General features: G+C 65.2%; 17 protein-coding genes. 10 read left to right on the top strand and 7 right to left on the bottom strand.

What is annotated here, in order from left to right; genetic code table 11:
- Positions 1-3: 3 nt before the first annotated feature.
- Complete coding sequence (locus ACHFB9_RS17760; protein ID WP_417068848.1) at positions 4-1,074, bottom strand: hypothetical protein; 1,071 nt, start codon at positions 1,072-1,074, stop codon at positions 4-6.
- Between the two features lie 99 nt (positions 1,075-1,173).
- Between ACHFB9_RS17760 and dapF the strand changes: the two genes are divergently transcribed.
- The 4 genes from dapF to xerC are packed head-to-tail and all read left to right on the top strand — an operon-like array spanning position 1,174 to position 4,092.
- Positions 1,174-2,004, top strand: a complete 831-nt coding sequence (gene dapF, locus ACHFB9_RS17755) for a diaminopimelate epimerase (protein ID WP_417068847.1) — start codon at positions 1,174-1,176, stop codon at positions 2,002-2,004.
- 22 nt (positions 2,005-2,026) lie between these two features.
- Complete coding sequence (locus tag ACHFB9_RS17750) at positions 2,027-2,677, top strand: DUF484 family protein (RefSeq protein ID WP_417068846.1); 651 nt, start codon at positions 2,027-2,029, stop codon at positions 2,675-2,677.
- A 7-nt stretch (positions 2,678-2,684) separates the two neighbouring features.
- A complete protein-coding gene (locus tag ACHFB9_RS17745) occupies positions 2,685-3,191 on the top strand; it encodes a GNAT family N-acetyltransferase (protein ID WP_417068845.1) in 507 nt (168 codons plus the stop codon).
- The gene (gene xerC, locus ACHFB9_RS17740; protein WP_417068844.1) at positions 3,184-4,092 is read left to right on the top strand and encodes a tyrosine recombinase XerC; all 909 of its coding nucleotides are present in this window, start codon (positions 3,184-3,186) and stop codon (positions 4,090-4,092) included. Before ACHFB9_RS17745 ends, xerC begins: the two co-directional genes overlap by 8 nt.
- A 27-nt stretch (positions 4,093-4,119) precedes the next feature.
- Here xerC and dksA read toward each other — a convergent pair whose 3' ends face one another.
- The gene (dksA, locus tag ACHFB9_RS17735; RefSeq protein WP_417068843.1) at positions 4,120-4,566 is read right to left on the bottom strand and encodes an RNA polymerase-binding protein DksA; all 447 of its coding nucleotides are present in this window, start codon (positions 4,564-4,566) and stop codon (positions 4,120-4,122) included.
- 368 nt (positions 4,567-4,934) lie between these two features.
- Here dksA and ACHFB9_RS17730 point away from each other — a divergent pair, with 368 nt between their 5' ends.
- Together ACHFB9_RS17730 and ACHFB9_RS17725 are read left to right on the top strand one after the other, a co-directional pair.
- Positions 4,935-5,159, top strand: coding sequence for a hypothetical protein (locus tag ACHFB9_RS17730; protein ID WP_417068842.1), 225 nt, complete (start codon positions 4,935-4,937; stop codon positions 5,157-5,159).
- 40 nt (positions 5,160-5,199) lie between these two features.
- Positions 5,200-6,084 (top strand): PhzF family phenazine biosynthesis protein, encoded by an 885-nt coding sequence (locus ACHFB9_RS17725; RefSeq protein WP_417068841.1) that lies wholly within the window; start codon positions 5,200-5,202, stop codon positions 6,082-6,084.
- Between the two features lie 6 nt (positions 6,085-6,090).
- Here the strand turns inward: ACHFB9_RS17725 and ACHFB9_RS17720 are convergent, their stop codons facing one another.
- On the bottom strand, positions 6,091-6,759 hold the full coding sequence (locus ACHFB9_RS17720; protein WP_417068840.1) for a DUF4197 domain-containing protein: 669 nt from the start codon (positions 6,757-6,759) through the stop codon (positions 6,091-6,093).
- Positions 6,760-6,934: 175 nt separating this feature from the next.
- Between ACHFB9_RS17720 and ACHFB9_RS17715 the strand changes: the two genes are divergently transcribed.
- Entirely contained in the window at positions 6,935-8,080 is a 1,146-nt protein-coding gene (locus ACHFB9_RS17715) for an alkaline phosphatase family protein (RefSeq protein WP_417068839.1), read from the top strand.
- Positions 8,081-8,092: 12 nt separating this feature from the next.
- Here the strand turns inward: ACHFB9_RS17715 and ACHFB9_RS17710 are convergent, their stop codons facing one another.
- Complete coding sequence (locus ACHFB9_RS17710; protein WP_417068838.1) at positions 8,093-8,455, bottom strand: RidA family protein; 363 nt, start codon at positions 8,453-8,455, stop codon at positions 8,093-8,095.
- 162 nt (positions 8,456-8,617) lie between these two features.
- Here ACHFB9_RS17710 and ilvA point away from each other — a divergent pair, with 162 nt between their 5' ends.
- Positions 8,618-10,129 (top strand): threonine ammonia-lyase, biosynthetic, encoded by a 1,512-nt coding sequence (gene ilvA / locus ACHFB9_RS17705; protein ID WP_417068837.1) that lies wholly within the window; start codon positions 8,618-8,620, stop codon positions 10,127-10,129.
- Here the strand turns inward: ilvA and ACHFB9_RS17700 are convergent.
- The 3 genes from ACHFB9_RS17700 to ACHFB9_RS17690 all read right to left on the bottom strand — a co-directional run bounded on the left by ACHFB9_RS17700 (position 10,126) and on the right by ACHFB9_RS17690 (position 12,382).
- Positions 10,126-11,418 (bottom strand): ATP-binding protein, encoded by a 1,293-nt coding sequence (locus tag ACHFB9_RS17700; protein ID WP_417068836.1) that lies wholly within the window; start codon positions 11,416-11,418, stop codon positions 10,126-10,128. The two genes, ilvA and ACHFB9_RS17700, sit on opposite strands and share 4 nt — an antisense overlap.
- Complete coding sequence (locus ACHFB9_RS17695) at positions 11,415-12,071, bottom strand: response regulator (RefSeq protein WP_417068835.1); 657 nt, start codon at positions 12,069-12,071, stop codon at positions 11,415-11,417. Before ACHFB9_RS17695 ends, ACHFB9_RS17700 begins: the two co-directional genes overlap by 4 nt.
- A 110-nt stretch (positions 12,072-12,181) precedes the next feature.
- Complete coding sequence (locus ACHFB9_RS17690; RefSeq protein ID WP_417068834.1) at positions 12,182-12,382, bottom strand: hypothetical protein; 201 nt, start codon at positions 12,380-12,382, stop codon at positions 12,182-12,184.
- A 211-nt stretch (positions 12,383-12,593) separates the two neighbouring features.
- Between ACHFB9_RS17690 and ACHFB9_RS17685 the strand changes: the two genes are divergently transcribed.
- Positions 12,594-13,010 carry an organic hydroperoxide resistance protein gene (locus ACHFB9_RS17685; RefSeq protein ID WP_417068833.1) on the top strand — a complete coding sequence of 139 codons (417 nt, stop codon included), beginning with the start codon at positions 12,594-12,596 and terminating at the stop codon, positions 13,008-13,010.
- Positions 13,011-13,097: 87 nt separating this feature from the next.
- Positions 13,098-13,559, top strand: a complete 462-nt coding sequence (locus ACHFB9_RS17680) for a MarR family winged helix-turn-helix transcriptional regulator (protein ID WP_417068832.1) — start codon at positions 13,098-13,100, stop codon at positions 13,557-13,559.
- Positions 13,560-13,561: the final 2 nt, after the last annotated feature.

Below are 13,561 nucleotides of genomic sequence, written 5' to 3'. Positions count from 1 at the left end.
GCCTCAGCGCGCTCTCTGGCGCGCAGCGAGAAGCTCGGCGAGCTCCGCAGGCAGCAGGTCGCGCAGTCCTTCGCTGAGCTCACGCGCGCGGCGTTTCCAGGCGACTCCGGCGAAGACGACGGCGAGGCCGATCGCGGTCAGCGCGATCGGGAAGAGCCAGCTGTCCTTGAAGTAGCGCCAGGCCAGATCGCCCAGCACCATTGCCGTGCCCAGGCCGCCGAAGACCGCGAACATGCTGCGCACCAGCAGCGCACCGAAGACGATCAGCGCGAGGTTGATCGCGAGATAGGTGAGCTTGCCCGAGAGCAGATCCGAATGCATCGAGCTCAGCGCGCCCCAGAAAGTGATCAACCCGAACAGGTGGAGCCAGAACGGATAGTCGCGTCCGCCGCGGCTGCGCAGTTCGACGAGCAGTGCGAAGGCGAGCATCGCCAGACCGAAGCCGAGCGAGAACCACTGGCGGAATTCCCATAGCCCGCTGTTGTAATGCGCGGTGTCGGCGCCGGCGAAGAAGACTGCCAGGTCCATGCTCATGTACCACAGCGTGACCGCGACCGGCAGCACCAGGAAGGGGGCGCGCCAGCGCCACAGCATCAGTGCTCCTGCGACGAGGGTCGCCGCTTCGAGCGTGATCCAGCGCCAGTCTATCCAGGCGTGGTAGTCGCGATAGGCGTCATGGCCGCCCGGCGGCCACAGCCCGAAAGCGTTCTGCAGACCCCAGACTGCGAGCGGAACGAGCACGACGAACAGCGTGGCCATGATGCCCATCGGAGCGAGCAGGTTTTCCCGCTCGAAGCGGCGCGCCAGGCCCAGCGCGACGCCCATGTAGGCGAGCGCGATGAAGAAGATGCCCCAGCCGCCGAATCTCTCCCAGCCCAGAGTCATGAATAGCGACATCGCGCCGATCGCCAGCATGCCGCCGAGGTAGTAGAGGACATGGGTGAAGTCGAAGCGGGGCGTCTGATCGGCCTCCTGCCGGTCCGATAGGAAGGACCACAGCGCGTCGGCCGATGCGGCGCTCAGTATTCCGCGCTCGACGGCGGTATCGAGTTCGGTTTGCGAAATCCTGCGCATGTTCGCCTCTGCTGAGAAAGCCGCAGTCTAATGAATTTCGCATAGAGTCGGAAAGACCTGTGAGTGCGCGCCGGCTTCCAGGTGTGGGACAATCAGACGATGAAAATCCGTTTCACGAAAATGCAGGGTCTGGGCAACGATTTCGTCGTCATCGACGCGATCCGCCAGGCTTTCGAGATCACGCCCGAACGGGCGCGCATCATCGCCGACCGCCGCTTCGGCATTGGCTGCGACCAGATCCTGATCGTCCAGCCGTCCCGTCTGCCCGACGTCGATTTTCGCTACCGCATCTTCAACATCGACGGCGAAGTCGAGCAGTGCGGCAACGGTTCGCGCTGTTTTGCCCGCTATGTCCGCGACAAGGGGCTGACTGACAAGGACGAGATCCGCGTCGAAACGCTGGCCGGAGTCATCTCGCCGCGCCTGCTCGATAGTGGCCTCGTGACCGTGAACATGGGCGCGCCGGTGCTCGAGCCCGCCCGCATTCCTTTCCTGTCCGACTCCGATGCGCCCGAGCAGCTGCTCGACGTGGCCGGCGAGACGATCACGATCGGCGCGGTCAGCATGGGCAACCCCCATGCTGTCCAGGTCGTCGCCGATGTCGATACCGCTCCGGTCGCGATCCAGGGGCCGCTGATCGAACACCACCCGCGCTTTCCGGCCCGGGTCAATGCCGGTTTCATGCAGATCGTCGATGCGCATTCGATCAGACTCCGTGTCTTCGAGCGCGCTGCCGGCGAGACTCTGGCCTGCGGCACGGGCGCCTGCGCGGCGGTCGTCAGCGGCATCCGCCGCGGTCTGCTCACGAGTCCGGTCCGCGTTCAGACCCACGGCGGCGAGCTCGAGATCGCCTGGGACGGTCCGGGCCAGCCGGTCATGATGACCGGCCCGGCGACGACCGTCTTTGAAGGCGAGATCGAGATCGCCTGAGCGTCTTTCAAGGTTGCAGAACATGACAGAACAGGATGTCTCCGCGTGGCTCTTGGCCCACCCGGAATTCTTCAACGAGCAGCCCGAGCTGCTGTCCAGGATCTCGGTTCCTCATCCGGATACTGGACAGGCGATCTCGCTGACCGAGCGCCAGCTCCAGCTGCTGCGCGAAAAGCTGCAGAGGCTGCAGGAGAAGACGGCGGAACTGGTCCGCTTCGGCGAGGAGAACGACGTGATCGGCGAGCGGGTGCACCGCTTTTCGCTGAGTCTGCTCGAAGCGAACAGCATCGAAGCGGTCTGCCGCGCGATCGATTCCCACCTCATCGACGATTTCGCCGTGCCGCACGTCGCACTGCGGATCTGGAACAGCATCATCACCCGCGACACCGAAGAGTTCGCGCCGGTCTCTGAGGAGCTGCGCTTTTTCGCGGCCGATCTGCGCCATCCCTACTGCGGTCCGGCCAATCAGCCCGAGGTGCTGGGCTGGCTCGGCGAAGCCGGCGAGCACGTCCGCTCGGTGACGCTGATGGCGCTGCGCCGTGACGGAGTCGCTTTCGGCATGCTCGTGCTCGGCAGCGAGGATCCGAAGCGCTTCTTTCCCGAGATGGGCACGCTCTACGTCGCACGGATCGCCGAACTGGTCAGCTCGGCGCTGATCCGCTATGTCGGCTGAGGCGGCGATGAGCGCTTATGTCGTTCGGCAGATCACCGAGGACGACATCGTCGGCTTTCATGCCGCGGTCGAGTCGGTCGCGCTGGAGCGGCTCTATCTGTCCGCGTTCGAAGCATTCCCCTTCGACGGCACGGTTGCCTATGTGCGCGAAGCGATCGAGCAAGGCTATCCCCAGCTCGTCGCGGTCGCCGACGGACGCGTCGTCGGCTGGTGCGACATCCTGCCCGAGGGGCGGCCGCTCTATGCGCACGTCGGAGTGATGGGGCTCGGTGTTCTGGCCGAGTACCGGGGCGGCGGAATCGGCCATGCCCTGATTACCGCCGCGATCGCCGCTGCCCGGACACGCGGTTTCGAGCGCGTCGAGCTGCAGGCGCGGGCGAGCAATGCCCGGGCGCTCCATCTGTACGAGAAGTTCGGCTTCGTCCGCGAAGGTCTCAAACGGCGGGCTGCCCGCGACGGCGATCGCTATGATGACATCGTCTGCATGGGCCGGGTTTTCTCTATCGATGGCTGAAGCCTCCGAGCGCCCTGAGCTGAGCGCGCCGATGCTGGCTTGGCTGGATCTGCTGGGCTTTGAGCGCAGGCTCAGCCCGAAGACGCTCGAAGCCTACCGCCGCGACCTCGAATCGCTGCTGACGCTCGCGGCGGGGCGAGAACTCGCTACCCTGTCGCTGCACGACTTCCGCCGCTATGTCGCCCGCCTGCACGGCCAGGGACTCTCTGGTCGTTCGATCGCGCGGCAGCTCTCGGCCTGGCGCGGGTTTTTCGGCTGGTGGGCGCTCAAGGGGGGTTGTGTCGACAATCCGCTGATCGGGCTGCGCGCGCCCAAATCGCCGAAACCGCTGCCCGACGCGCTTTCGGTCGAACAGGCCCAGGCCCTGCTCGACGCGCGGCCCGGCTACGGTTTCGCGGCGCGCGATCGCGCGATGTTCGAGCTCTTCTACTCGTCAGGTCTGCGCTTGTCCGAGCTCGCGGCGCTGGATCTCGAAGCGCGTTCGAGCTTTGCACAAGGGGAAGTCACCGTGCTCGGCAAGCGTGCGAAGACGAGGACGGTTCCGGTTGGACGGCTCGCGCGCGAGGCGCTGGACGCCTGGCTGGTCGAGCGGGAGAAGTTTGCCGCAAGCGCCGAGGCGGCGCTTTTTGTCAATACGCGTGGGGGGCGGATCTCGCCGCGCGGAATCGAATTGGCACTGAAGAAATGGGCTCAGGCGAGCGGGCAAGGCCTGGCTGTGCATCCGCACATGCTGCGACACAGCTTCGCGAGTCACCTGCTGCAGTCCTCGGGCGATCTGCGGGCGGTTCAGGAGTTGCTGGGTCACGCCAGCATCGCAACGACCCAGATCTATACGCACCTGGATTTCCAGCATCTGGCCAAAGTCTATGACCAGGCTCACCCGCGGGCGCGCAAGAAGTAGCGCACCCTCGGGCGAACGCTGCTCATATCAGCCGCCCTGCATCTTCTGACGTTGCTCCCGTCGCTCCTGGGCTTCCAGGCTCAGCGTTGCGGTGGGGCGGGCGATCAGGCGGCTCAGGCCGATCGGCTCACCGGTTTCCTCGCACCAGCCGTATTCACCCCTGTCGATCCGGCGGATCGCTTCATCGATCTTCTGGTGCAGCTTTCGTTCGCGATCGCGCACACGCAGTTCCAGTGCGTGTTCTTCTTCCTGGGAGGCGCGGTCGTTCGGGTCGGCTTCGGGTACCGTGGCCTTCAGGTTCACGCCGGTTGCATCGGCGTTGGCCTGCAGCTCGGATTTCAACCTGAGGAGCAGCGCGCGAAAGAACGCGAGCTGAGCCGGATTCATGTAGTCCTCTTCCGGCATCGCGAGCAAGTCTTTTTCAGAGATCACGGCGGCAGGGGATTCGGGCGTCGCGGCAAGCTTGCTTGTCATGGTGAGTGCTCCGGTTCAGGCGCTGCAATGACGACACCGCAGCGCGGGTATCAAACGCCGGAACAGCCCGGAAAGCCAGATCGGAGCACGTTCCAGCATCAAAGGGCAAGGGTTCTCGGTGTGTGGAACTTTTGCCCGGGCGCGATCATCGCACGGTCCGCGTTTTTGTGCCCGACTTCATCGCATTCGCACGGCTTCCTCTGCAGGCCCGCGCGGGCTGCGCGATTTCGCTTCGCCTATCCATAAACTACACCATCTGTCGCGTTTGGCTGCATTTCATTCGGCTTCTGCGGCAGCGCGTCGCAAACCGACTGCGCTCTGTTCTCCCCGCTTCGATACTGACAGCACTGAAAAACGAGGAGACAGCCATGAAGACATCCATTCGCACGCTCGCTTTTGCGCTGACCGGCTTTGCTGCGCTCGGCGGGATGGGCCAGGCCTGGGCCGCCGAAGCGCCGGTCGCCCGGATCGTCGTCGTTGCCAAACGGCTGCCCCGCGCCGAAGCGCCGCTGCCCAGGATCGTCGTGATCGGCCACCGCGACGCCTCGCGCATTGCCCAGGCGAATGCCGCCGCGAACCGTCGCACGCTTTGAGTACCCGGAGGATAATCGCGGGAGACTTTGAGGAGTTCCGATGTCCCTGCCCTATCTGATCGTCGATGTTTTTACCGATACCGCTTTGACGGGCAACCCGCTGGCCGTCTTTCCTGATGCGGGGAGGCTTTCAGCCGACACGATGCAGAAGATCGCGGTCGAGATGCACCTCTCGGAGACGATCTTCGTGCTGCCGCCCGAGGATGCCGCGCACACGGCGCGGGTGAGGATCTTCACTCCGGCCCAGGAGCTTCGCTTCGCCGGCCATCCGACCGTCGGTGTCGCGATCGCGCTGGCCAGCCTCGGGCGGATTCCGACTCCTGAAGGAGTGAGCACGATCGTGCTCGAAGAGGGCGTCGGCCCGGTTCCGGTCCGGCTGACGGTTCGCGGTGGTCGTCCGGTTTCGGCCCAGCTGACCGCGGCCGAGGCGCCCAGCTTTCTCGCCGCGCCCCCCGATCCTGAAATCGCCGCGATGATCGGGCTGGAGCTTGCCGATATCGTTCCGGGCGCCGCGATCGCCTCCTGCGGTTCGCCCTTTCTCTGCGTCGAACTTGCGAGCCGCGAAGCGCTTGCCCGCGCCCGCGGCGATGGCGCTGCAATGGCAGCCCTGCCCGGTTACGGAGCGCGCGGAATCTACCTGATCTACCCGGAGACGCCCGAGCTTCTGCACGCGCGCCTGTTCGGGATGGCCTTGGGCATCATCGAGGATCCGGCCACCGGATCGGCCGCTGTCGCGCTGGGCGCTCTGCTCGCCAGTCGCGTGCCAGCCCGGGAGGCACGGCTCGCCTGGACGATAGAGCAGGGTGTCGACATGGGCCGGCCCAGCCGCCTCGAACTCGAGGCGGAGAAGTGCGATGGCGTGATCACCGCGGTGCGGGTCGGCGGCGGAGCCGTGATCTTTGCCCGCGGCGAAGTGCTGCTCTGACGCGCCTCAGAGGCTGCCGAAGACCAGCCTGGCCAGCTTGCCGACTGCCGCGAGCGGGTTTTCACGGATCTTCTTCTCCTCTTCGGCGATCAGCAGATAGAGGCCGTCGAGTGCCTTGCGCGTCACATAGCGTTCGACCGACGCGTCTTCGGGCTTGAGCAGGCCCATCGCCGAAGCCTTGCCGGCCAGATCGTTGTACTGCCCGGCGAGCTTGAACCTTCCGGTCGTCTGCTTGACGATGGGCAGGAACTGGGTCGTCAGCGTCGCTTCGGTCTTGCTGCGGAAATAACGGGTCGCCGCGCCTTCGCCCCCGGTCAGGATCTGGCGCGCGTCATCGAAGCTCATCTGTTTGACCGCCGAGATCAGCAGGGTCTTGGCCTGCGGAACCGCGGCTTCGGCGGCGCGGTTCATCGCGGTTTCGAGCGCATCGAGCTCTTCGCCCTTGCCCATCAGCCGCAGCAGCTTTTCGGCCTGGCGCGCGCTGTCGGGAAGAGGGATATGGACCTTGGGATTGGCCAGGAAGCCGTCCTTGCGACCGAGCAGCGAGACTGCGCTTCCCGCGCCCTGAGTCAGCGCTTCCTTCAGGCCTCCCGCGGAATCCTTTTCGCTCGGCGCGGCGAAGGCGGTCGAAGTAGCGAGGATCAGCGCGGCGGCGATGGCGATCAGCTTGTTCATGAGCACTCCCGAAAAAATGGATCAGCAACGATACCCCTGTCCGCCTTTTTTGAGATCGGGCTAGACTCCCTTTCCTTCTCGATGACTGCCGATGAGAATGTTCAAAAGTCTGTTGCCCGCCCTGTTTCTGTGTTGCCTGAGCTCAGCCGCACAGGCCCGAGCCTGGGATCACATCGTGATCGTAGCCCTTGAAAACCGTTCCGCCGAAGTGGGCGGGGCCGAGCGGATCTGGGGCAATCCCTCCCTCGCCTTGATCAACCGCCTGGCCGACGATCCCGCGCACGGCGCGAAGTTCGTCAATTTCGGGCCGACCGAGACCCCCTACCGGCGCGGCACTCCGGGAGTCAATGCGCCCCTTCCCGTTCGCCCCAGCCAGGCCAGCCAGCTCTACCTCTTTTCGGGCAGCAATCAGGGGGTTTTGCCGCCCTGGTTCGAGGACAAGGCTTCGCCTTATATCGGAGAAGTCAGTCTGACGAGCTCGGGCAATCGCCTGCTGGCCAAAAAGAGCGAAACGCCTCACGGTGTCGGTAACCGTCTGATTCCTGCCGACTGGCGGCCTTTTCCGACCGCGAACCTGGGCGCCGCGCTGCGCGAAGCCGGCAAGAGCTTTGCGAGCTTCGCCGAGAACCTTCCCAATCCCTACTGGGACGAGCCGGGTGACCCGATCGCCGGCATGGACTTCTACCGCCGCAAGCACAATCCGGCGATCAACTGGATCGCGCTGCCCGGTGCGAGCCGCGAGATCCCCGAGAGCCGCAGGCGTTTCCTGCTGCCTCCCGAGGCCAATCTCGGTTTCCTGCCGACGACCGATCAGCAGGGCCGGCACTGGCGCGGTTTTGCGCTCGACGCGCAGGGCAAACCCCTCGCTTACGCGAAGCTGCCGACCGTCGCGCTGCTGATCCCGAATGAACTGCACGCCGGGCGTAGCGGATCGCTTGCCGAAGCCGATGCCTGGCTCTCGGCCCACATCGCCCCCTACGCGGAATGGGCCGTCCATCACAACAGCCTGCTGATCGTGACCTTCGATGAATTCGCACCGGGCGATGGCGGAGAAGCCTCGGCGCACGGACGGCTAAAGGGAGGGGCGCTGTTCTACGGGGCGGGTGTGAAGCCGGGCGTCTATCGGGAGCGGATCGACGCGCTGAACGTGCTCGCGACGGTGCTGCACGACCAGGGGCTGCTCGAGCGCTTCCGCCACGATTTCCTCGCGACCTGCCCGGAGAGTCCGGCGGTCTGCGCGCACGAGCACGAAAACCTCAGACCGATCCGCGACGCCTTCGGTGAGGGACCGGCGCTCGAAGAGCTGCCGGCGGTGCGCTGAAAAGCGCCTTGCTCAGTCCTTGCCTTCGCCGACCGCGGCGGTGACCGCGATCTCGATTTTCCAGCCCGGATGGGTCAGCGCGCGGACTTCGACGCAGGCGCGCACCGGCGCGGCGCCTGCGGGCAGCCAGCGCTCCCATTCGGCGTTGAACGCGTCGTAGCTTGCCGCGATGTCGGTCAGATAGACGGTGGCCATCAGCAGCCTGTCCTTGCCGCTGTCCGACAGGGCCAGAGTGGCTTCCAGCGCTTCGAGCACTTCGCGGGACTGGGTCGCGATGTCGTCGGTTTCGGTGGCCGGGACTTCAACGGCGTAGACGATGCCCTGGTGCGCGACGGCATCGGCATAGCGGGCAGTGGGATTGAGGCGCTGGATCATGGCGGGACTCGGAGGCAGCTGGATAGCCGCTCAGTATAGCGAGGCGGGGGCCGCAGCTCTTCTTGGGCTGGGCACGGAAACCACACCCGGGATCCGCTCCTTGATGGTGCGGCCCTTCGGCTGCTACCGTGAACGGCTTCCCCTGGTTCACCGGCAGGCAGCATGCAGAACGATTACCTCGAACGCATCCTCAACGCCAGCGTCTACGACGTGGCGGTGGAAACTCCCCTCGACTTCGCGCCCAACCTCTCCGCCCGCAGCCACAACCGCATCTACCTGAAGCGGGAAGACATGCAGCCGGTGTTCTCGTTCAAGATCCGCGGCGCCTACAACAAGATCGCCAAGCTCTCGCCCCAGGCCTTGAAGCGCGGCGTGATCTGCGCGTCGGCGGGCAACCACGCCCAGGGCGTCGCGCTGTCGGCGCAGAAGCTCGGCACGCGGGCCGTGATCGTGATGCCGGAGACGACTCCGGCGATCAAGGTCGATGCGGTGCGCGCCCGCGGCGGTGAAGTCGTGCTCTGCGGCGCTTCGTTCGATGATGCCTACGCGAAGGCGAAGGAGCTGGAGAAAGAGGAGAAGCTGACTTTCGTCCACCCCTTCGACGATCCCGATGTGATCGCCGGCCAGGGCACGATCGGCATGGAGATCCTGCGCCAGCACACGAAACCGATCCACGCGGTGTTCTGCGCGATCGGCGGGGGCGGTCTGATCGCCGGTGTCGCGGCCTATATCAAGCGGGTTCGGCCCGAGGTCAAGGTGATCGGTGTCGAGACCTTCGACGCCGACGCGATGAAGCAGTCGCTGGCGGCCGGCAAGCGCGTTGCGCTCGACAGCGTCGGCCTGTTTGCCGACGGAACCGCGGTCAAGCTGGTCGGCGAGGAGACTTTCCGCCTCTGCCAGGAGCTGGTCGACGAAGTCGTGCTCGTCGACACCGACGCGATCTGCGCCGCGATCAAGGACGTGTTCGAAGACACCCGCTCCATCCTCGAGCCTTCCGGCGCCCTGGCGCTGGCCGGAGCCAAGGCCTATGCGGTCCAGCACAAGCTGCGCGACAAGACTCTGGTCGCGGTCGCTTCGGGCGCAAACACGAATTTCGACCGGCTGCGCTTCGTCGCCGAGCGCGCCGAGATCGGCGAACAGCGCGAAGCGGTGCTCGCCGTGACGATCCCCGAGAAGCCGGGCAGCTTCCGCAAGTTCTGCTCGGTGATCGGGCGTCACAACATCACCGAGTTCAACTACCGCTATGCGGGCGCGGATCAGGCCCATGTCTTCGTTGGCGTCCAGGTCGCTTCGCGCGCCGAATCGCTGAAGCTCGTCGAGACCCTGAGGCGGCACGAACTCGACACTCTGGATCTGTGTGACGACGAGATGGCCAAGCTGCACATTCGCCACATGGTCGGCGGCCACGCTCCGGCGGCTGACCACGAGCGGGTGCTGCGCTTCACTTTCCCCGAGCGCCCCGGTGCGCTGATGGGCTTTCTGAGCCACATGCGCTCGGACTGGAACATCTCGCTTTTCCACTACCGCAATCACGGCGCCGATTACGGCCGGGTTCTGGTCGGGATTCAGGTCCAGCCCGAAGACGAGAAGGACTTTGCGGACTTCCTCGCCAAGCTCGGTTATGAGTACGTCGACGAGACGGCCAACCCGGTCTACAAGATGTTCCTCGGTTAGGCCTGAGCGGCGGGCGGGAAGATCACGCGGATCGCGAGGCCTCCGCTCTCGCGGTTCGCGAGCTGGATCGTCGCGCCGTGACGGTCGGCGATCCGCTTGACGATCGCGAGGCCCAGGCCGTTGCCGGGTTTGTCGGCACCGGCCAGACGGTGGAAGCGGTCGAAGACCCTCGCCTGCTCCTCGACAGGGATCCCCGGCCCCGTGTCCTCGACGCGCAATTCGGCGCCCTCCGGACCGGCGAGAACGCTGACGTCGATCTGCCCGCCTTCGGGCGTGTAGTGGATCGCGTTGCCGACCAGGTTGTTCAGCATGACCCTGAGGTCATCGATGTGCCCCAGGCACTGCGCGTCCTCTGAACGCGCGATTCCCAGGTCGATGTCCTTCGCTTCGGCGAGCGCGGACTGGCCGACGACGACATCGCGGGCCAGTTCGCTCAGCATGACCGGCTGCGGCGTGTGCCCCGCCTCGGGTTCAAGCCTCGCCAGGGTCAAGAGCTGCTCGACCAGATGGGTTGCACGCGAGCAGCTGGCCTGGATCTTCTGCAGAGCATCTTCGCGCGAGGCGTCATCCTCGCTGCGCTGCGCCAGCTGCGTATAGAGCTTGACCGCGGTAACCGGTGTGCGCAGTTCGTGCGCGGCGTCGGCGACGAAGCGGCTCTGCGCGCTGAGCAGGTTTTCGACGCGCGCAAACAGCCCGTTCAGCGTTTCGACCAGAGGCACGAGTTCGCCGGGCAGCTTTTCGTTCGGCAGCGGTGTCAGCGCGGCCGGCTCGCGCACGGTCAGCTCCTGCTGGAGACCGACCAGGGGGGCCAAGGTGCGGCCGACCAGCTCCCAGGTCAGCACCGCGAGCAACAGGGTCAGGCCGATCACGACCGCGAGCATCGGCACGAGCAGCCGCTCGAGCAGCATGTCGCGGGCGCCGGCTTCGCGGGCGACCAGAATGGTCAAGCCTTGATAGCGGGCGACATAGCCGTGCCAGCGGTGGCTCTCGAAGCTGAAGTCATAGTGACCGAGCTGGCTGGGCAGCGGCACTTCGGCGCTGTGGCTCGCAAAGGCGAGCGTGCCGTCGGCTTCCCAGACCTGACTCAGGAAGTCGCCCGGGTCGTCGTTGGTTTCGCTGTCTATGCCGTGGCGAGCGATCGCATCGGCGATCTGGGTCAGCTCGATGTTGCGCAGGGCCTCAAAGGTCCGTTCGGCGAGCAGGACGGTGACTCCGGTCGCGATCACGCCGAGCAGCAGCAGCGCACCGACCTGCCAGACGAGAAGGGTGCGCCGGATCGAACGCTTCATCCGACCACCTTGTAGCCGACGCCGCGGATGTTGCGGATGTGGGCGGCGCCGAGCTTTCGCCTCAGATGGTGGAGGTGGACTTCGAGCGCGTTCGATGAGGGTTCTTCACCCCAGCCAAAGAGGCGGTCTTCGAGCGTTTCGCGCGAGAGCACGGCGCCCGGCTTTTCGAGCAGGATCTCGAGCAGCGACAGTTCGCGGCTGGACAGCGTGACCAGTTCGCCGGCGAGGCGCACTTCGCGGCGATCGGTGTCGAAGCTGATCGCGCCACACTGGATCACGGTCTGGGCGCGGCCGGAGTTGCGGCGGATCACCGCGCGCAGCCGGGCGACCAGCTCGTCCAGATCGAAAGGCTTGGTCAGGTAATCGTCGGCGCCGGCGTTGAGGCCGGCGATGCGGTCGGCAACCGCGTCGCGCGCAGTCGCGAGGATCACCGGCAGGCCGTTGTTGTGCTGCCTGAGCGTGGTCAGAACCTGCATGCCATCGCGCTTGGGCAGGCCCAGGTCGAGCACCGCCGCCGCATACTGATTCGCTTCCAGAGCCAGCTCGGCTGCGTGGCCGTCGCGGACCCAGTCGACGGTGAAACCGGCTCCGACCAGACCCGCGCGGGCCGCGTCGCCGACCATTGGATCATCTTCGACCAACAGGATTCGCATCGGATACCTTTACAGAAACAGGGATGGCCGATTATGCCGCCAAAACAAAAAAGCCCCGACGAGCGGGGCCTTTTCGTTGCGGCGCCATCAAGGCGCCAAGCGGAGCCAGATTAGTTGGCAGCGGAAGCGTCAGCAGCCGGAGCAGCCTTCTTGGCAGCCTTCTTGACGTGCTTCTTGACGTGCTTCTTGACCTTGGCCTTGGCAGGAGCCGAAGCGGTAGCGGCAGGAGCGTCGGTCGCGGGGGCAGCTTCAGCGGCGAAAACGCCAGCAGCGAAGGTCAGGGCAAACAGGGCGGCGAGCAGCTTCTTCATGATTCAAATCCTTGGGGTTGGTTTTGTGGGTTCCCGTGTTCGGGACAGAAACGATTCTGCGCTCCGGAAATTAAGACAAACTTAAGACAGCGTGTTTCGAGCGGTTTCCTCGATGAGCTTGTTCGGGCCGGGTGTTGACGAATCCGCGGCTTTCGATGAATATATATCGCACGCGATTCAATCGCACACAACAAACCACAGGGAGATTCCGATGAAAGTCCTCTACACAACCCAGGTCACCGCGACCGGCGGTCGCAATGGCAAGGTTCTCAGCGCGGACGGCGTGCTCGATCTGCAGCTGGCCATCCCCAGGGAGATGGGCGGCGCCGGCGGCGCCTTGAGCAACCCCGAGCAGCTTTTCGCTGCCGGCTATGCGGCCTGCTTCGACAGCGCTCTGGCTTTCGTCGCCGGGCAGCGCAAGATTCGTCTCGCGTCCTCGTCGGTGAAAGCCACTGTCGGGATCGGTCAGAACGGCCAGGGCGGTTTCGGTCTGGCCGTCAAGCTGGAGGTGAGCCTTCCCGGCCTGGAGCGCGAAGAGGCGCAGGCCCTGCTCGAAGCGACGCACCAGGTCTGCCCCTACTCGAATGCGGTGCGTGGCAACGTCGAAGTCGAGCTCGTCCTGCTCTGATCCCAGGCAAAGCGGTTTCGGCCGCTTTGCCTGGCGGCTCTGAGCGGCGAGAATCCTGTTTTTCCTGATAACGGTCTGGACTTCGCGATGGCTGAATCCGGCACTCAGCGGCTCATTCCTCAGCTGCTGCTCGACAATCAACTCTGCTTTCCGCTCTATGCCTGCTCGCGCCTGATCACCCGGCTCTACCAGCCCATCCTCGAACCCCTTGGCCTGACCTATCCGCAGTACATCGTGATGATGATCCTGTGGCAGCAGTCGCCGTGTGCGGTCAGTGCGATCGGCGAACGGGCGCTGCTCGCCAGCAATACGCTGACGCCGCTGCTCAAGAGACTGGAGACGCAAGGCCTGGTGACGCGCAGTCGCGCGAGCCAGGACGAGCGCGTCGTCACGATCGCGCTGACCGATGCGGGACGCGCGTTACAGCAGAGCTGTGCCGCGGTTCCCGGACAGGTCTTCGCGCGGACGGGCTTCGCCGAGGACAAGGCGCGCGAGCTCAAACGCCTGCTCGACGAGCTGATTCCTCTGTTGAACCAAAAGATGGGCTGATA

The sequence above is a fragment of the Niveibacterium terrae genome, assembly GCF_048213115.1.
In the GTDB taxonomy this organism is placed as follows: domain Bacteria; phylum Pseudomonadota; class Gammaproteobacteria; order Burkholderiales; family Rhodocyclaceae; genus Niveibacterium; species Niveibacterium terrae.
The sequence above is the reverse complement of the archived record's forward strand: the minus strand, read 5'-3'. Positions and strand labels throughout refer to the sequence as shown.